Annotated in this window: 16 protein-coding genes; all 16 read right to left on the bottom strand. The window is 35.7% G+C overall.

Features of this window, described 5'->3' with window-relative positions:
* Positions 1-57 precede the first annotated feature (57 nt).
* The 16 genes from LHV68_04280 to LHV68_04205 all read right to left on the bottom strand — a co-directional run bounded on the left by LHV68_04280 (position 58) and on the right by LHV68_04205 (position 18,481).
* On the bottom strand, positions 58-432 hold the full coding sequence (locus LHV68_04280) for a hypothetical protein (protein MCB4791086.1): 375 nt from the start codon (positions 430-432) through the stop codon (positions 58-60).
* 21 nt (positions 433-453) lie between these two features.
* Positions 454-1,509, bottom strand: a complete 1,056-nt coding sequence (gene ftsZ, locus LHV68_04275; protein MCB4791085.1) for a cell division protein FtsZ — start codon at positions 1,507-1,509, stop codon at positions 454-456.
* 36 nt (positions 1,510-1,545) lie between these two features.
* On the bottom strand, positions 1,546-1,812 hold the full coding sequence (locus LHV68_04270) for a hypothetical protein (protein ID MCB4791084.1): 267 nt from the start codon (positions 1,810-1,812) through the stop codon (positions 1,546-1,548).
* A gap of 16 nt (positions 1,813-1,828) precedes the next feature.
* Positions 1,829-2,416, bottom strand: a complete 588-nt coding sequence (locus tag LHV68_04265; protein ID MCB4791083.1) for a hypothetical protein — start codon at positions 2,414-2,416, stop codon at positions 1,829-1,831.
* 115 nt (positions 2,417-2,531) lie between these two features.
* Positions 2,532-3,596 (bottom strand): WG repeat-containing protein, encoded by a 1,065-nt coding sequence (locus tag LHV68_04260; protein ID MCB4791082.1) that lies wholly within the window; start codon positions 3,594-3,596, stop codon positions 2,532-2,534.
* 16 nt (positions 3,597-3,612) lie between these two features.
* Positions 3,613-4,938 (bottom strand): hypothetical protein, encoded by a 1,326-nt coding sequence (locus tag LHV68_04255; GenBank protein ID MCB4791081.1) that lies wholly within the window; start codon positions 4,936-4,938, stop codon positions 3,613-3,615.
* A gap of 41 nt (positions 4,939-4,979) precedes the next feature.
* Positions 4,980-5,348, bottom strand: coding sequence for a hypothetical protein (locus LHV68_04250; protein ID MCB4791080.1), 369 nt, complete (start codon positions 5,346-5,348; stop codon positions 4,980-4,982).
* Between the two features lie 24 nt (positions 5,349-5,372).
* Positions 5,373-7,457, bottom strand: a complete 2,085-nt coding sequence (locus LHV68_04245) for a CHAT domain-containing protein (GenBank protein MCB4791079.1) — start codon at positions 7,455-7,457, stop codon at positions 5,373-5,375.
* Complete coding sequence (locus LHV68_04240; GenBank protein MCB4791078.1) at positions 7,432-8,712, bottom strand: RNA polymerase sigma factor; 1,281 nt, start codon at positions 8,710-8,712, stop codon at positions 7,432-7,434. The genes LHV68_04245 and LHV68_04240 overlap by 26 nt, the downstream gene beginning before the upstream one ends.
* Positions 8,713-8,780: 68 nt before the next feature.
* Entirely contained in the window at positions 8,781-10,406 is a 1,626-nt protein-coding gene (locus LHV68_04235) for an AAA family ATPase (protein MCB4791077.1), read from the bottom strand.
* Between the two features lie 40 nt (positions 10,407-10,446).
* Positions 10,447-11,802, bottom strand: coding sequence for a replicative DNA helicase (gene dnaB / locus LHV68_04230; GenBank protein MCB4791076.1), 1,356 nt, complete (start codon positions 11,800-11,802; stop codon positions 10,447-10,449).
* Between the two features lie 102 nt (positions 11,803-11,904).
* Positions 11,905-13,203, bottom strand: a complete 1,299-nt coding sequence (locus LHV68_04225) for an MBL fold metallo-hydrolase (GenBank protein ID MCB4791075.1) — start codon at positions 13,201-13,203, stop codon at positions 11,905-11,907.
* 13 nt (positions 13,204-13,216) lie between these two features.
* Complete coding sequence (locus LHV68_04220) at positions 13,217-14,629, bottom strand: tetratricopeptide repeat protein (GenBank protein MCB4791074.1); 1,413 nt, start codon at positions 14,627-14,629, stop codon at positions 13,217-13,219.
* Positions 14,630-14,647: 18 nt separating this feature from the next.
* On the bottom strand, positions 14,648-15,421 hold the full coding sequence (locus LHV68_04215; protein MCB4791073.1) for a hypothetical protein: 774 nt from the start codon (positions 15,419-15,421) through the stop codon (positions 14,648-14,650).
* Between the two features lie 87 nt (positions 15,422-15,508).
* Complete coding sequence (locus LHV68_04210) at positions 15,509-16,996, bottom strand: MATE family efflux transporter (protein ID MCB4791072.1); 1,488 nt, start codon at positions 16,994-16,996, stop codon at positions 15,509-15,511.
* Between the two features lie 309 nt (positions 16,997-17,305).
* Complete coding sequence (locus tag LHV68_04205) at positions 17,306-18,481, bottom strand: PD-(D/E)XK nuclease family protein (protein ID MCB4791071.1); 1,176 nt, start codon at positions 18,479-18,481, stop codon at positions 17,306-17,308.
* Positions 18,482-18,565 lie beyond the last annotated feature (84 nt).

Below are 18,565 nucleotides of genomic sequence, written 5' to 3'. Positions count from 1 at the left end.
CGTTTTAAATCCATGTCGGCTGCTCTTAGGGGGAATCCTTCCCCCTAAAACCCCCTGTTATTTCATTATACTTCCAAACCCTTCGGTGTGTCCACTAAACCGGGGAAGGGCAGTTTTGTCTATCCATTCTTTAACAAACTCTACGAAAGGTATTTCATTCTTCTTTTCTCTATATCCTTCGAATATACCAAAGAGCAGATTCATTACATGATCACTAAAACAACCGGTATACCAAGCTGTTGGAGCGTAGGAATTATATTTTTTTAGATTAAATTGTAAGGAGGCCGAAGCAATTTTGATAAAATCATTTTCTTTTTCTTCCTGTTTGCTACATTTTGGGCAACTAATTTTCTTATTGTATGGAATATAGAAACTCGAGCAAGAAGGACATTTATAATTTGAATACCAGTTACCATATGTATGTAATGTCATAATGGATCATCCTATTTTATATTATATCAGTTTCCTTGGCTTCCATATCTTAAATGCCGGTTGTTTCCAATATTCTTCTTCGTTTAGCTTTTTTTCTTTTTCTACTTCTTTATCCTGCGATGCGAAATCAGTGGCAACAACCGCTATTTTGAATGTTCCATGCAGCTCAGGGTCAAGAACCTGCCCGTAAAATATATGAGCGTCGCTTGACACCCTGGCATGGACTATATCCATAGCTTCTTCAATTTCGCCTATTGTAACATCCATGCCTCCGAAAATCGTTACCAGTATCTTACCAGCGCCGTTTATAGTAACATCTTCAAGCAATGGGTTGCTCAGCGCTTTCATGGCAGCTTCAGCTGCCCTTCCGCTCTGGCTAGAGCTTTCTCCCATGCCTATGAACGCTTCCCCTGAATTTTTCAATATGGACCTCAGATCAGCCATATCACGGTTTATCATACCATGTTTTGTAATTATCTCTGATACTGATTTAACTATCTTGTGCAATACATCATCAACATACTTGAAAGCGTTCCGCGCGTCCATCTGATTGTCACACATTTTTATTATTTTTTCATTAGGAATGACAATTGTAGCATCACAGTACTGTTTCATTTCCATAATCCCGTTCTCAGCCTGTTTTGCTCTGACCCTGCCTTCAAACTTAAATGGTTTAGTCACTATACCGATAGATAGAACACCCAGGGAGCGTGCAATAGAAGCAATAACCGGAGCTCCGCCTGTTCCTGTACCGCCACCCATACCAGCAGTAATAAATACCAAGTCTGTTTGAGCCAATATTTCAGTTAATCGCTGTTTGCTTTCTTCTGCTGCCTGTCTGCCTATCTCAGGGTTACCGCCAACGCCCAGCCCTTTTGTAAGTTTTTCGCCTATATGAACTTTTGTACCTGCAAACGCTTTGGCAAGCGCCTGGGCATCAGTGTTTATGGCAAAAAACTCTACGCCAATGATCCTGTTAAACATGCAGCTGACAGCGTTTGACCCGCCGCCGCCAACGCCCAGAACCTTAATAACAGCATATTTTTCAAATGAATCTTTCGATATATTGATTTTCATGATCATATTTTTATATTTCTTAAAAGCTAAATAGAATTAATCGATGCTATAGCCTTTACCCATGGGTTCGTTACCTTTTAACCATATCAATACATAGCCGCAGTCGCCAAGTAAGGCCATGTATTTTGGATAATCGCCAAAAACAACTAAAGCCTTGCCTTTTTCAAATTCCACGTACAAAAACCTGTCTATAGGCCTGCTAATCTCCCAATCATAATAACCAGGCCTGTGAGCAAAATATGGGGCAGGATCTTCCTGACAAACTTCAGTTTTCTTGTATCTTAAATTTGAATTGTACTGCATGTCTAGACCTCTTTTATTAAATCTTAATTAAATATCCTGTTAGTGACAGCTCATTAGAATATTCATCTTTTAAAAAAGATAATTTATTTTTTATCTTAATATAATCTTTAGTTTTATACGTTAACTTTAGTTCATCCAACTTCTTCTCAATTAAACTTCCACATTCTTTTTCTTCTCTGTATTGTTTTGTCTTATCTTTTCTTTCCCACTGCCACCAACCTTGTGGGGCAGCATATAAATAAAAAACTAAGAAATATCTATCCTTTAATTTATCTCTTTTGATTTCTACTAGTTTTTTGATATCGTTTTCAAATTTGTCCAACCAGTATGACACTTCGTAGTTTTTAACTGTTTTTATTTCAACAACACAAACAAGATCATTAGTTTTACTATATATTGATGCGTCTATTTTTTCTTTTCCACCTTCCATCCATACTGAATGACTTTTGAACATAAGTTCCTGCAAACATATAGAGTATTCTACTTGTATCCAGCGTTCTTCAAAATGCTGGATAGCAGCAAGATATGAAAGCTGTTTACTTCTGTCACTTAGCTTCTTAGATAGCTTATTAAAAGCCCTAATCAAAAGACTTGAGTAATTCATTTATGTCATTCCTTTATTAAGATAACTTTGAAGGCAAATTTGCTTCTATCTCTAATTCTTCTTCTAATCCAACATTCAGCATATATAAGCTCTATTATACTTCTATTGATCTCTATCAATTTTCAAAATATTCTGTTCCATCAATACCCATATAACCGGTTTTGTCACCTATTCTGACTCCAAAAAGATTATTTTTATTTGTTCTCCAAGCCAAGTCACAATTTATTGATAATATTTCTTTTCCTTTTCTATCAATAACTCCCCATTTTTTATTTTTTATAACTACTGCTAAAGCATTTTCAAAAGAAAAAGCTAAACTATATTGCGCTGAAATAATTTCTTTCCCTTCAAGATCTATATAGCCATATTTATTATTTTTCTTTACATCCGCTAATCCATCGCTAAAGCTACCTACATAATCATAATCCAAAATAATACTTTTTCCATTTATTCTATTTATTATTGTCCATTTTCCATTTGCTTTAACAACGAGAAAATTATTGCCAAAATCAGAAATTATTTCATATTCTTCTTTTATTACCTTATTATTGTTTCTGTCAATAAGTATGTCTTTGTTATTTATCCGTGCACATACCATTCCATCTCTGAAGTGCCCTATTTGTTCATATACCAACGGAATTATTTCCTTTCCATCTTTATCAATATACCCCCATTTACCACCCATAGGTGGCCTTCCTGCCCCTAAACCACTATTTTCAATAAAGAATTTTTCGTGACTCCCATAAGTAACCATGGCTTTATTATCAAATAGAGGAGCAATCCAATCGTACTTTTCAAACCATTTCAATTTTCTGCTATCTTTATATACGAATCCCCATTTTCCATCCAATGTTACAGATGAATAGCCATCTTTAGTAAAATTTGACAAGTAATCATAGAGTATAGGAACAATTGCGTTTCCTTTTAAATCTAATATGCCAAATTTATTATCTTTTAACACTTTAAGGTTATTACAATAGAGGGATATTTTGTCATATATTGCAGGTATGATCTCTTCGCCTTTTTCATTTATTACTCCCCACTTATTTGACAACTTTACTGGAGCAGTGTTGTCATTAAACATTCCAACCTGATCATATGTAATGGGGATTAATATTTTCTTATTTTTATCACAGAAACCCCACTTATTGCTTTTTCTAAACGGAATTAAATCAATCATTTTTTCATCCTATCTTCTAAGATAACTTTGAAGGCAAATTTGCTTCTATCTCTAATTCTTTTGCGGGATCAATGTGCGAAAGTTCACTTATTTCAACCATGCTTAGTATCCATGCTCTTCCGTGCATGGCTTTATTTATATCCGGGGGAACAGGTTTAGCGTAAAAATAGCCGGGTAAAGAAGCGTGTTCATAATACATATATTTCCTATCAATTGTATTGACCTTTAAATGCAATAACTCATAATTCTTTCCTGTTTTTGGGTCTGTCCATGTGTCTAAAGATTTGGCATTAAGTTTTTTCAATACTCTTTCAGCACCTATTTTCCTAATTATTTCTCTTTGAATATCTGGATTCTGCTCATTAAGAATTAATTCCGGGTTGAGTTTTTCTGCAGGCGTTTCAGCTATTTCTTTTGATACTCTTATATCATTTAAAGCCCATAAAGAATAACCATCTGTAAATCTTATTGCCGGTGAACCATCTGAATGCAGGCGATGATTACTGTTAACGCTTAATTTTTCAGGACGATCTGAAATAAAAACCACATTTTCATAAGCCCACCACCAGCAGGAAGTTTCAGCAATATCTTCCCAATAATGTAATAGTATTGATTTATTCTGGTCATATTTTACCCCCAGATACTTTTCCGGGAACATATAAAATGCAATCCAATAGTAATCCATTTGACCCCATATGTCTGTACCTTTAAACTCAAATTTATTGTTTGCTAGATCATCCAAAAGATTATGTCTAAGATGACCATTAAGACGATCCCTGAGAATCCATTTAGGATTATCATCAAGATTTGTTCTTAGATTGGTTCTAAGGTTATCACCGAGATTACTTTCGAGATCATCCATTAGATTAGTCCTAAGGTTATTTCCAAGGTTGCTCCTTAAATTATCCCCGCAGTCAGTCCTAAGTTTATTCTTAAGATCCAATCTGAGATTCTCCAATGTATGAATCCTTAGGTTAATCTCAAGATTAACCGCAAGATCATCCCCGAGCTTATTTATGAAATTATCCGTGAGTTTTCCCCTGAGATTCTCCCTGAGGCCATCTCTCAGATGATCCAAGATATCATTTAATATATTATTCCTTAAACTATTTCCGAAATTATTCTCATAATCAGAGAGTAAGTTCATTATTATTTCGGCTTGCAAAATACTCTGGCACCACCAAAAATAAGGTTTTTGTTTACCTAACATATAGTAAAATTGAGTTATGGCATTTTCAGATCTATCCTTATCTGCTCTTTCAGTGCACATACCCATTTTTAGGCAGTATTCTCTATATTCTATCAATTGATCTTCTTGTTCTCTTGTTAGTTTTTCGATCATGGTTAATCCGTTTGTATTTTATAGGATTTCAAATCTCTGCATTAATCTTTAACTTTCCTTTCAATTGATTTCTCGTAATCAAACTCTCTTTCTATGTTCTTTTTGTATATTCCAGGTTCAAGAGTTTGAGTTCCGTGTTCTTCGTGGTCTAAGTCAATAGCTTCTTTAACTTTGATATACATTAAACCGAATAGTTCATATATCTCGACTTTATCTGCCATTGAATTCAGTTCTAAAGCAGAAATATCTTCCTTAAATGAAACTTTTTTTGACCTTAAAGTATGAGTATGGACGCCTTCTCCTTTTTCTACAATAAAACCATCTACTACCAGTATACTCTTTGCATTTCCAGGTATTGTATCAACCTTTTCTAGAATAACATCACCATGCTGAACATAGATATTCTTCATCTTACCCTCCCTACTAGTTATTTTTTATAATCCGATTAATTGAAAACCTGCCCAGTGAAATGGCGGGTTTCCTGATGCTTTCAGTTTTCTTTTGGCAAGTCTCAGCGCCTTGGTAACAGAAGTGCCGGGATTGGCAATATGCGTGTATATTTCTTTCATTAAAATAGATGTAGAAGCATCTTCAACATCCCAGAGCGAATACATCACGCTTCTTGCACCGGCAGTAAGAAAGGATCTTGGCAGGCAGGTAAGTTCGTCCCCCATTGCAGCATCTCCGAGGCCAGACTCGCAGCCGCTTAAAACAACCAGTTGAGCCTGCAGTTTTAAGCGGATTATATCCTGAGGCGTAATGCCTATGCATCCACCCTGTTCATCCAGCACTAAGATCTCGGAATTATTAGGATTATTTATATCAGCTTTGCTATGTCCAGCGAAATGGATCAAATCAGCGCTTGGTAAAGCTGTTAATATAGCTTGTTTTTGGGCATCTTTGCCTTCTAAAACTGTTACATTTGAAAGCAATCCTGATATTGTTTGAGCTTCGGAACCTGCGCTGGGCAGATCTCCAGTAGGGTTTGAAACTATTAGAGAATTTTTTATTTTACGATGCTCTTTTTTATGCATCTCTACAAATGTTCGGGCTGAAGGAAAGATAGCCGTTTTGTGTGTTTCTATTATATTTTTGCCTTGCAGATTAAGAATGTCAAAAGGCAGATAATGCAAATGAGCATGGGGTGAAATAAAAATGATCTCTTTTTTAGCCAAAAATCCTGCATGTTTACCAAAAAGAATATTTGAAATGCTAGAAAAATACCAGTTCATTGCTTCCTGTTCCGCATTATCTTTATTTGGTAATGCCGACTGAATGATAAATGACCTGACGTTGTTTACCATCAGCTCTATTTCTGAGCTATTAATATCTGAAACATCGCAGAAACAACCTTCTTTTGCTATACAAAAGCATATTAGTTTTTTAGCTGTGACATAGTAGTCAACAAACGCCGATTTTGGTTTCAACAAGCTCGAAACTTCATTGTCTTTTAAAGGTAAAAGCTCTGGTTCATCTATATCTTCATTAATATTCCTAAATGCCGAGTGCAATTTTTCGTTAAAAGAGCGTGCTTTTGCCTGTTGGCATAAAACAAATGCGCCTTTGGCGTCTCCCAAGACTACCTTGTTTAACAAAGCCCCGTCATAGATATCAAGCTTGCGGACAAAATAGGTTTGACGGTACTCGTCTGCATCAATCTCCGAACGGGTTTCTTCAGTAATTTGAATTGCGATATCGTAATCTTCTGCTGCCTGTTTCCGTAAATTCAGTTTTTCATAACACTTTGCACGCTGGTAATAAGGCTCGGACCTGTTAGCTTTGCTCTGATTATACCAGGCGATACATTCATCTAAGAGTTTTATTGCCTCTTTGTACTTACTATCAAGAATTTCAAGCTGGGCACGGTATTCCTGCACATGAAAAATGCGCCTTTCTTCTCCAGTAAGCTTTGCATATTCCTGGGCTTTAATGAATGCCTTGCGGGCTTCTGGGAATCTGCCCAGTTCCATATAGATTACCGCTTCGCCCTGGAAACATGTTGAAAGGTAGTGATTTTGAGAATGTTTAAAGAAAATATTGCGGGCTTTTTCCAGGTTGGAAAGTGCAGGTTCCCACTTGGATGTTTTTGTTAAGGCAATAGAAAGATATAACTGTGTTTTTGCCTTTTCCATTTCAGGTAAATTGCCGCTTGCCATACACTTTTTTGATATAGTATCCTTTTCCAAGAGAGCAATTGCTTCTTCAAAAAAAGTTATTGCTGCTGGGAAGTTGGCAAGCCCGCTTTCTGCTCGACCTATAGCCCGTTTTAACTTAAAAACCTCGTATAGGTCTTTTGATCGTTCGTACAAAGGTAGTGCCTCAAGGAAACAGGCTCGTGCCTGTTCAGGGAAATGGTCAAAGAGTTTCCCATGGCCGTTATTTCGTGCGGCACAGGCAAGTTTAAGGGCATTAACATCAGAAGGGTCTATGCGATATTTCTCCCGTGCAGAAACCAGGGCTTCATCGCGGATATAATCTTTCTTATCAACATCGTTATTGTGAGTGTTTATTCGTGCCATATTTAGATTCCACAAGTTTCTTTAGTTTATTTTCCAGCTTTATCGCAAAATCGTGGTGTCCTGAGTTACGCATAGTTTTAAACGCAAGTTCTGGCGGTTTGGCTGTTTCAACAAGATACTGTGTTTCTTTAACTGTTTTATCAATAAATTGAGCCAGTTTTTTTATGAAATTATTATCATTTTTAAGCTTTTCGGGTATTGTATGGGTTAAAAGTGCCCCTAACTCATGAATACTTATGGAAAGCATTTCTGAGGCCTTATCAAGCGAAATTGAGTGCTTAAATGAGGCATTAGAAACAAGGGAGCTGACAGTTTCAGGTTTCATTGGTTCAAAAGCCGCTGTTACCAGACCTGTAAAGCTTTCTATAGTTTTTTCTTTTGATAACTTCATCGCAGTACGCATCCTCTTTTGGATTACAAACTGTACCCCGCTTATTATAAGCTTTGAAACTTCTTTTGCAGGTACTCCTGCTGATTTCACTGCCTCTTTAAACGGGATTTCTTTAATTGCCAGGTCATGGATAATCTTTCTTGATGCAGTATCCGGGATATTGTTAATATCTTCTGGTTTAATGCTTAATTCCCCATTTCTTATAACTTCCGCCAGGCGATCATAGCAAATACCACTGGTATCTAAATCCTGATAATTCTTCCTAAAATGTTCCTCAACTTCGGTCATGAGCCGCGAAATATTGCTGCGCACAGAAAACTGTTTTATATCCATTATTCCTGAAATTTGGTCATCCTTAAGTAAAAGAACAAAACGCATAATAAAAAGTGTTCGCAGATGGTCGCTTTTTATCTTTAAAACCGATTCAATAATAGTGTTACGAATCTCATGATACAATGAAACATAAAATTGAGAATGCCCCTGGCTCTTTAAACTATTTTCTTTTACAGTCTGATCCTTATAATCTTCTTCATCTGAAACGATCTTTAGCTCAGCAAGCGAGTGCTTATTCCTTCTAAGCCAGTCATTTGCGCTGTTTCGCAGTATAGCGCTCACCCATGTAGCAAAAGAAGATTCCTTCGGATTATATGTACTTAATTTATCAAAAACTTTCCTTAATGTAATAGTAACTATATCTTCAGCATCAGCAGAGGATAAGTTCTTGTTCCAATACGTTGAAAGCAGGATTGGCTGCAGTTTGGTATAGTACTTTTGAAAGAGCACATCAAACAGGCCTGTATCGCCGTTTTTGATCGCTACGGCTAATTGTTCATCTGTAAGAGTTTTCTGTGATTGTTTTTTCATAAGTGGGTTTCCTTTCTGTAGATTGATTAGGAAATTATATCACTTACAAAAAACCAATGCAATTATAGTTACGCCTGTTTTAAAAGATCTTCTTTGGTCAACTTCAACTCGAATTTTTCCGTATTAATAGCCATATCAAATATGATTGGAGACAGCGTTTCTTCAAGTATTGCCCGTAACCCTCGTGCCCCGACTTTGCGTTTCATTGATTGTTCAACGATAAACTCTAAAGCGTCTTCAGAAAAAGATATATCGCCATACAGACTGCGGTACTGGCTAAGAATAGAATTAGAAGGTTTGCTTATTATTTCTATGAGTTCGGTCTTGGTAAGTTCAGACAGCTCAACAAGGATAGGAAACCGACCAACAAATTCGGGTATCATTCCGTAATCTATAAGCTCGTTTGAAAGCTCCGAATGAACACGTACCCCTGCTTGGTGTGCCGGACACGCGTCTTTTGAACCAGTAAACCCCGCAATCTGCTGGTTTTGACATAAATTGGTTCTCATATTAGCGAATGCTCCACCAGCTATAAATAATACGTTTGAAAGGTCCATTGGCATTGTTTTAGTGGAGAAACCGCTCCTGATTGTTATTATTGTCTGTGCTCCATCAAGAAATCTAAGCAATTCTTCCTGAACGGACTTACCGCTCACGTCTCGGCCTGTATTGTGACCTACTGAGCAATCACGTGCAGCTATTTTATCAATCTCATCAATGAAAACAATGCCTTTTTCAGCTCGGGACATATCTCCTCGTGCCGCATCACAAAGTTGCTCTATCATGTCATCAACATCTCCACCTACAAACCCTTTTTCAGTGTATTCGGTTGAATCAACTATAATCATCGGCACATCCAATATTTCAGCAAGGGTACGTGCTATAAGCGTTTTTCCGCTGCCTGTCGGCCCAATAAGCATAAAGTTGCTTTTCCCGGGTTTTAACGCCCCCTTTTTAATTGATATTCGTTTAAGATGTGTGTGAGCAGCCACAGATATCATTTTTTTGGCTCTTTCCTGGCCAATAACAGTTTTGCTTAACTGTGCATATATTTCTCGCGGACTAAAAAGCCTTACTGACTTATTAACTTTGATTGACTTAATATATTTATCTAATACAGCGTCATTTGCTTTATTAGGATAGATAAATTTCCGTGCCATATCTCCTATTTCCATTTCAGTTCTATAACGTTCCAAAACTATTAATTTGTTTTTAAAAAGAGCTGCATCGTGATCGAACATCCAGTTACTGAGCAATATTCTGTCGTAATCTCCTTCACAAACAAGATAAAGCAGATTAGCTTTCTCTGTTTTTATATTGGCTGTAGGGTCAACAGTGTTAAGAGCGATTATGCAAATCACGATGACTTCATATTCTCTTAGATTGTACCGTTTGCGCATTATTTCCAAAGGAAGCCTTACTTTGCCATCTTTCAGTGTAGCTTCTGTAGTCAACCTTATCGTGTTTTTTTGAAGACTTATATTTTTGTAGATTTCGCTTACTTCTTTTTCCTGTTCTAAATGTTTTTTCTTCTGCTTTTCCTGGTCAACAGGATTTTCAGGAATTTTTTCCGGTTTAGTGCTCTCATCCTTTTTTAATTCTTTTAACTGTATAAGTAACTTTACAAGATTAAAATACTGAAACAGCTGTTCCTCTTCCCCTTTATATGTTTTTAATTCCAGTAGTTTCGTCATCCTGCATCCTCCCAGCACAAAATAAATACATTCATATATCCTATTCTGAAATAATCTCCTCGGCATCCTCAAACCGCGTATAATCCTTGAAAAAGTTCAAATCTATAGTGTCTGTAGGCCCATTGCGCTGCTTGGCTATAATAATATTGGCTGTATTCTGGTTTTCTTCGGTCTTTGTATAATACGATTCCCTGTATATGAACATCACAACGTCTGCATCCTGCTCAAGTGCGCCTGAGTCCCTCAAGTCTGATAGCTGGGGCTGCCTTTCCCTGCCTTTTTCCTCAGGTTTCCTTGAAAGCTGGCTTAATGCCAGTACGGGTACCTTCAAATCCCTGGCAAGCCCTTTAAGGGAGCGGGATATTTCCGCCATCTCCTGCTGCCGTGATTCGGCTCTTCCCGACCCTCTCATCATCTGTATGTAATCTATAACAATAAGCGCAAGCTCTTTCTTCTCGTTTTTAAGGTCGCTGGCAAGCCTTCTGGCCCTTGCCCTTAGATCCAGCACACTTAAGTTGGTGCTGTCATCTATGTATATATCCGTTTCTGAAAGTCTAGCGGCTCCTGTAGTCAACGCAGGCCAGTCGCGTGTAGATAAGTATCCCCGCCTTGCATTGTGAGCATTGACACGGCTTGATGAACAAATAAGCCTTGTCATCAACGAATCTTTTGACATTTCTATTGAAAACATCGCTACCGGTTTTTTCTGTTTTAAAGCGACATTTTCCACAATATTAAGGGCAAAGGCTGTTTTGCCCATTGACGGCCTTGCGGCAAGCAGTATCAAGTCAGAAGGCTGGAGGCCTGCTGTCAGGCTGTCAAGCTTGGCAAAACCAGTCCTTAACCCGGGAACGTCATTTTTGTCCTTGTGAATCTTTTCCAGCTTTTCAAGAGAAGAATGTATAAGGTCTGAAACTTTAGAAAAGTCGTGGGACAAACGGTTTTGTGCGATACTGAATATGGTGCTTTCAGCAACATCTAATATTTCATCAGCAGAGGTTTTTTCGTTAAAAGCAGCGGTAACTATATTAGTTCCGGTTACTATAACCTGCCGGAGTATAGATTTCTCCCTTACAATCTGTGCATAATGCTCAACATTAGCTGCCGTAGAAACCTTGTTAATCAGTTCTGTAATATATGAAGCACCTCCGACTTCATTTAAGAGGTTATCTTTATTCAGTTTTGAAGAGATCACAACTGCATCAACAGCCTGGTTCTCAAGAAACATTTCTTGTATCGTTCTGAAAATCCGTTTATGCGCTTCTTTGTAAAAGTCGTAATCCCTGACAAGGTCCAAAACCTTTGAGATAGCTTCTTTTTCTATCAGCATTGATCCTAGAACAGCCATTTCAGCTTCTATCGCTTGCGGCGGTATTTTATCCATCAATTCTGCCATAAATCCCTCCTCCTGCCTATATTATATATACGCAGCAAGTCCGGAATTGTTGATGAAGTTTTTAATTAAATTGATTTTTAATTGGGTTTAAAGCGTGAAAGGTTAGCTGATTGTATATTCTTCGCCGTCTTTTAAGAGTATTACGTTTTTGAAGAGTTGTTTATACTTTTCAGGTTCAAAGGTATGAATAGGTATAAGAGTTTTAGGATTAACTGCCTTTGCAAACCGCTGAAGGTCTTCTACTATAGCATGGCCACTAGTATGCACTTGTTCAAGGTTAATGCCTTTGTGATACCATATTTCTACGTGTTCAGGCTTTAGATACCCGTTCCACATTGAATAAATTATTTGAGAACCTTTTAACTTATCTATATGTTTGGTTAGAATAGGGAAAAAAGAATTATCACGCATGACCATAAGGATTTTGCTTTTTGTGCTGTTGATTTCAGGTATCTTTATTCTACTAGTTTTAAATTTATAGAGTAACTCTGTGCCTGTCAATCTAACAAGAGTATCTACCTGGTTCTTAATAAAATATACCCGTACATTATCTGAATTATACTGGATTATCCCTTTTGATATAGGTTTTAATTTGTGAAGAATATAAGCCGTGTATATATCAATAACAAACAATGCTTTAGCTTTTATACAAGAGCGATATGCAGACACTATCCGGTCTATGTTCTGGGATGAAACAAAAAGAAATGATATTTTATGTTCTTCTTTCAGTATCTGGGTTATTCTAGCTTCAACAGCGGTTTCATCTTTATATTTCTGCCCTTCCCTGCCAAGCATCGAACCTTCCATAAGCAGGCAGTCAATATCTTTCGGCGGGTTGTCTATCATTTTTTCAAATAGTTTACCTTTACGGCCATGAGAGCGAAAGTCTCCTGTATAGAACAAACGTTTGCCATCTGCGTCAATTAAGAACGCTCTCGCGTCAAATGCCGAATGGTCAACAAGATAGTTGGAGACAGTAATATCTCCTACTGTATCCTTTCCCCATGCTTTAAGCCTGCGGAACTGGTTAGATATATTAATTTTTGATGGGGTGAATTTGCCTGTAATTTCAATAAGCTCTATAGCACCTTCACTTGCATAAATAGGTATTTCAGGATGAATAAATTGAAGGAACCCATAATGATCTAAATGAGAGTGAGTAATAAATATAGCGTCAACGTAACGTTTCTCATCTCTATATAAACCCTGAATGTTCGGAAGGATTCCTGATTGCTTCAAATCTTCTATTGTTTTTCCTTTTAGCACTTTAGAATCAAACGGTTTTTTCTCAGAATCCACTAAAGGCATACCAAAATCAAACAAGATCCGTGTGTTTGAAGTTACGACTTCAACACAACTCCCCCCTATTTCTTTAGTTCCTCGATGTATTGTGATTTTCAATTATACCTTTCCTTTAACTATTTAACGATGTATTTATTTCTAATATTTTATTAATCTCTTCTTTGAAATATATGTAATGCAATTCAAAAGTACATCCCTCATGGACAATTTTTATACCTTTAAACGATTCATTATTGCGTTCTTTATATTCACTAATTGGCATTACACAAGCGACTAATAATTTAAGGTCCTTACGTACTTTCCCAGAAAAACCAAATATATTCCACCATTTTTTACCACTTTTACTTCTTAATAGTTTAGAAATAAAGGTAGCATATGCCAACCCCTGCTTAATAGCTACTTTTGGCGGTTCTTTGGCAGTATTTTCATCTTTTAGTTCCATAATACAAAGTTTTGTAGAGTTTCCTTTCCCGACACGCGCTAAAATATCAATCCCTCCACCTTTCCCATTTTTAGGATATTTTAGATCATTACTTGCACTAAATGGTGTAGGCATTTGGAACCTGGCAATTTTTGCTATTTTTACAGGCTGTATATTACGCAACTCTTTACGCTTATCCTTAGCATCTCTTTTAGAAAATTCTGTCAAAAACATACTCTCAATTCTGTGCTCATGATTCTCTTTTTTTTGCTCGACTTTAATTCTTTGAGGATTATTGCAGAAGTGCTTTCTAAATGCTTTTGCTGCTGTTGCATCCTTCCCACTCCACTCCCATATTGTTTTGTCGTCTTCGTAATTATGAATGAATCCAAAATAGTCTTCATTATGTTTCTTATACCTATTCTGATCAAGCTTTATAGACTTTACAGAACCATCCGATTTTACATCAATATCTGCAACAGATTGGCCTAAATATCTCAGATTAAAAATAGCGTCACCCTTTGCTTGGCTAACGTTCATATATAAATATAATGGGGACCATTGGTTAAAAGAATCTTTTTTATTCTTAATTCTACTAATGTTTTTTTTAATTCCTTTTGCGTATTCAGCAAAACGGTTTATCCATTCATTATTTTTATTCAATAAATTACTGGCAGTTTGGATTGTGTCTAAATAATCTTGATAATTTTCATCACAAAGCGGTTTATCCATAGAATCTCCATTAACTATTTTGCTGTTTTTATGCTGTTCTATCCAAAAAGGTAAACATTCTTTCATAGTGGATAGGTCTATCTTAAATTGGCTGTCTTCCGGATCAATAGCAACAACACGTTCCCAATACTTTATCGCATCGGGAACATCACCGTTTTTCCCATGAACGAATGCCATAAATTCATTAAACTCTATATTGTTTGGCTCAATATTAATAGCCTTATTGCCATAAAAAAGCGCTTTCTTAAAATCTTTAACATTCTCATAAACAGTCGCTAGTTTGTAATAAAGTTCTGCAGAGGGTTTTTGAGCAATAGCTTTTAAAAGATATTCTCTTTCTTTTTCAGGGTTTTCAACATCACGCCAATCCATAACTATCTCCTCCTAAATCTAACTTATTTCATCGCCAGGTAAATAAAACTTGCTTATGAACTCTTTAATCCCAACAACAGTTGTTGTCATGCAAGCAAAACAACCGAATTTATTAAACTTTACATTACATTTAATATTACAACTTATCTTTATAAAAGTCCAATAAAAATAAAGTGCGTCTTTCCAGTAAGAATCAAGCACTAATTGCCTGATATATTCTTTCATTCTATGCTTGTTGTTTACATCAACTTTGTCCAGTAGTAAGCGCTGATTTCCCATTGCCGGGGTTTTGTATAAGGCATAATCTTCATAATCCTTCAATACCTCATCCACAAAATCAAACAAGATGCCTGATCCTTTATTTCTCTTGTATTTACGTGAAATATGGATAAATGTAACTGCTGGAAGGAATAAATCGGCGTAAGCAAGCATGGAAGCTCTGCCCATAACTTCATTTGTTTCAGGATGATACTTTCTATGAAATTCTTCTATATAATTTTTGCCTGATTCATAATTGCCTAAAGCAATATTCGCGATCCCTAGCCCGAACATTATATCCTGGTCAAGTGGATTGAGATCTTCACCATTCTGAAAAGCTGTCATGGCAAAAGAATATTTCTTTAAAAACAAAAATGCTACACCTTTCCAGTAATAGCCGTTTGCATCGTAACTATGCTTAGATACATAGTCATTCATAAAAATCAATGCGTCTATTGGTTTATTATCCAAAAGCATAGATTGAACTTGTATTAAAGGGTCATTGTTATTCATCTCATATTCAAACATTTGCATTGTTATTACTTAACTCCTTATTCATTCTGTTTCTATATATACGCAGGAACCTTGGAATAGTTGATAAAGGTTGTAAAAGACTTATTACTAATCAATTGCTTCGTTTAAGGTTCTTGGAATGTTCGCTAAACCTTTAAAAGGATTCGAATCTTCAGGAATATTGGCATGCAAGCGGTCAATATTTTTAGATTCAATAACGCTCATTGATTTCCACTTGCCTTGCAGGAACCTTAAGTAAAAAGCTATGCCGAGGACGCTGACATAGATTGATGCTATAGCCCAGGCATAATAAAGGCCTTTACCAAAAATAAAAACAACCAGATAACTGGGAATAACAAGCACAAAGAAAGACACAAAGAAAAGCATATACATAACAAACTTTGTATCTCCGGCTCCTTTGATGGCCGAAGCAAAAATCGTGCTCATTGCGTCAAATATAGAGTATACAGCTACGAACTTAAGAAGAAAAGTTATTGTAGGTATCATCGCTTCTATTTCTTTGGGATTAGACCCTTTTGTAAAGGGAAGAATAAATATGTTTGGGAAGAAGTAAAAGAGAGAAGCTATCGTAAATATATATAGGATCGTTAAATGAAAGCCGGAATATGCACTTCTTGATGCAAAATCAGCTTTGTTCATGCCTATATATTTCCCAACCAGTATGCTTACGGCAATACCGCAGCCTATGATCGGCATAAAAGCGATACTGTTTATATTGAGGGCAATGTTTGTTGCTGCAAGGTTATCTGTACCAAGTTTCCCAACTATCATGACAAATGTCGTAAAACCAGCCATATCAAGCAGGAACTGAACTCCGTTTGGGAAACCGAATTTAAATATTCTTTTGATAATCTGTAAGCTTGGTTTAATGCTCAAGGTGTTATATTTTGCAATGTTGGTAGTTTTTGATATGGCTACCAAATAAATAAGAAAACCAACTGTCCCTGCTATGACATTTGAAATAGCGGCGCCATTGATGCCAAGTTCAGGAAACCCATATTTTCCGAAAATAAGAATATAGTCAAAAACTATGCATATAAGCGTACTTATAAAGTTCACCCACATAATGATCCATGTTTTACCACGGCCTGCGTAAAACCCTGCCAAAGCGCTTGAGGCTATTACCGGGAATGCCCCGAAACAGAGTATTCTATAATATGATGTTTCAAGGTCTCTGATTTCATTTGTATGGCCAAACAACGCAAAAATATTTCCGGCAAACGGAATCGTTAAGGCAAGAACCAAGCTACCTATAATTGAAAGATAAACACCCTGCCAGACAATAGGACCTATATCCTTGTCCATTTTTGCACCGTAATATTGAGCTACAAAAGTGTCTACATAACCCACAGTTCCAAGAAATAGGCTTATAATAATGAAGTTGAGCATCCCAGAAGGCATTGCTGCTGCAACAGTAGCAGGCGAGTACCAGGTAAGGAACATCCTATCTATAAAATGTTCCAAAGACCAGGAACTGGTACTTAAAATAAGAGGGAACGCAATAAATAGAAATTCCTTATATCCCCCTTCACAATTCCATCTCCAATTAATGTATTTCTGTATTTTAGTTATCATATTTTTAAGTTAAGCTCATAGGAGCAACGTATTTTTATCCGAAAGAATCCTTTGGATAGTTCCCCTATTATATATACGTAAATAAAACAGATTTGTTGATACAATTCTTAATTTGATTGATTTTTGGAGAGTTTTAATTATTTGGCAAGGTATTAATCTGTATAGTCGTATTCTTAATCGGAATAATCAGAGGGAATATAGGCACACTACAACTGATATAATTTAAAGAAAGGTATTTCAAGTGAAGTTATAGCTACAAATTTATCAAGAAGTGTGATTATTTGCGTCAATTTAGAGTTAAATAATGGGTTATGCTTTCCATTTACTAATATCCTTATCTGTTATTTTACTGAATATTTCATTACAGATACTTTCTATTATTTTCACATATCTTCCAATATCTTCTTCTAGACTCTCTTCGTTAATAATAAAATCCTCTTCATCTTTAATATTGTAAAAATTATTACCTCCTTCAGTAGATTTAAGTTCTTTTTTCATAAATATTTGTTCTGAATTATTGAACCAATCAAAGGTTGGCCCTTCTTGCTTAGTAACAAAACTGATATTCATTTTATTGTTTTGTATCCATACAGATATTCTGGGGATAGTATACTTTTTGCCCTCCCATAATTCATACTTTTTACCCCATTCTATTGGATTTACCGTTATCCAAGATGTTCCAGATTGAATATTGTATTTTTCTTCATCTAATTTTTCAGCAATATCTGCTATGAAATCGGCAGTTTTTGGTATAAACTGTATAATGGTATCAAATTCTTCTTTGTATTTTTTATAGATTTGATTACATAAAGGTTTTAATTTATCGTCCATTAAAATGACCTCCTCAATCCAGCAAAGAATATTTTTTAATAAATAACTTATGTTTTCATCTGAAGGTTTTAATTTTTTAATAACTGCTGCAATATCGGAAAACGGTATGCTTGCAAATTTGCTTGATTTTGGATCAATACCTTTTGGGGTTACAAATAACTTTAAAATTATATTTTTGCTAGAAGAGTATTTCTTATCAATCCATTGACTGTAAATTTCTGTTTGATATAAGGTCTTGCCTTCAATTGAGTATTCGTTTTCTGAGGAATCTATTTTATTTTCAATTATTATATATAAATTACTATTTTGATTACCTTTACATTCAATAAATACATCAAGCCTTCCACTATCTCCAATAAAATACTCCTTATAAACTTTTGCATTATTTAAATCAACATTTTCCACATTCCAACTATTATTTTGATATTTATTTTTTAAATATGACAGGAATTCTTTTAAGAAGGCATCTTTTAAACCATGGTTTTCTAAGGGGTCAAGTAAATATTTCATTACTCTTGAAAAAGTAAGTTCGTCATTTTCTTTACATATTATATTAAAAATACAATTTTGGTTCATCTTGAGATTATTTCTTAATTCAGCAAAATCTTTATCTAGAGATAGACGTTGTTCAAAATCATTAATTGAATTATCCATAAATAAATTTTAACCTTTTACAGGGTATTTAGTCAAATTAATGTACAATCTTTCAACATATTGATAGTTGATGGAAAAATGTCC

Origin of the sequence: Candidatus Liberimonas magnetica, from assembly GCA_020523885.1 — a bacterium.
In the GTDB taxonomy this organism is placed as follows: Bacteria; Elusimicrobiota; Endomicrobiia; order Endomicrobiales; family JAFGIL01; genus Liberimonas; species Liberimonas magnetica.
The sequence above is the reverse complement of the archived record's forward strand: the minus strand, read 5'-3'. Positions and strand labels throughout refer to the sequence as shown.

Coding starts and splice junctions, on each gene's coding strand:
- LHV68_04280 (MCB4791086.1), bottom strand. CDS start 432: ATGACATTACATACATATGGTAACTGGTATTCAAATTATAAATGTCCT.
- ftsZ (MCB4791085.1), bottom strand. CDS start 1,509: ATGAAAATCAATATATCGAAAGATTCATTTGAAAAATATGCTGTTATT.
- LHV68_04270 (MCB4791084.1), bottom strand. CDS start 1,812: ATGCAGTACAATTCAAATTTAAGATACAAGAAAACTGAAGTTTGTCAG.
- LHV68_04265 (MCB4791083.1), bottom strand. CDS start 2,416: ATGAATTACTCAAGTCTTTTGATTAGGGCTTTTAATAAGCTATCTAAG.
- LHV68_04260 (MCB4791082.1), bottom strand. CDS start 3,596: ATGATTGATTTAATTCCGTTTAGAAAAAGCAATAAGTGGGGTTTCTGT.
- LHV68_04255 (MCB4791081.1), bottom strand. CDS start 4,938: ATGATCGAAAAACTAACAAGAGAACAAGAAGATCAATTGATAGAATAT.
- LHV68_04250 (MCB4791080.1), bottom strand. CDS start 5,348: ATGAAGAATATCTATGTTCAGCATGGTGATGTTATTCTAGAAAAGGTT.
- LHV68_04245 (MCB4791079.1), bottom strand. CDS start 7,457: ATGGCACGAATAAACACTCACAATAACGATGTTGATAAGAAAGATTAT.
- LHV68_04240 (MCB4791078.1), bottom strand. CDS start 8,712: ATGAAAAAACAATCACAGAAAACTCTTACAGATGAACAATTAGCCGTA.
- LHV68_04235 (MCB4791077.1), bottom strand. CDS start 10,406: ATGACGAAACTACTGGAATTAAAAACATATAAAGGGGAAGAGGAACAG.
- dnaB (MCB4791076.1), bottom strand. CDS start 11,802: ATGGCAGAATTGATGGATAAAATACCGCCGCAAGCGATAGAAGCTGAA.
- LHV68_04220 (MCB4791074.1), bottom strand. CDS start 14,629: ATGGATTGGCGTGATGTTGAAAACCCTGAAAAAGAAAGAGAATATCTT.
- LHV68_04215 (MCB4791073.1), bottom strand. CDS start 15,421: ATGCAAATGTTTGAATATGAGATGAATAACAATGACCCTTTAATACAA.
- LHV68_04210 (MCB4791072.1), bottom strand. CDS start 16,996: ATGATAACTAAAATACAGAAATACATTAATTGGAGATGGAATTGTGAA.
- LHV68_04205 (MCB4791071.1), bottom strand. CDS start 18,481: ATGGATAATTCAATTAATGATTTTGAACAACGTCTATCTCTAGATAAA.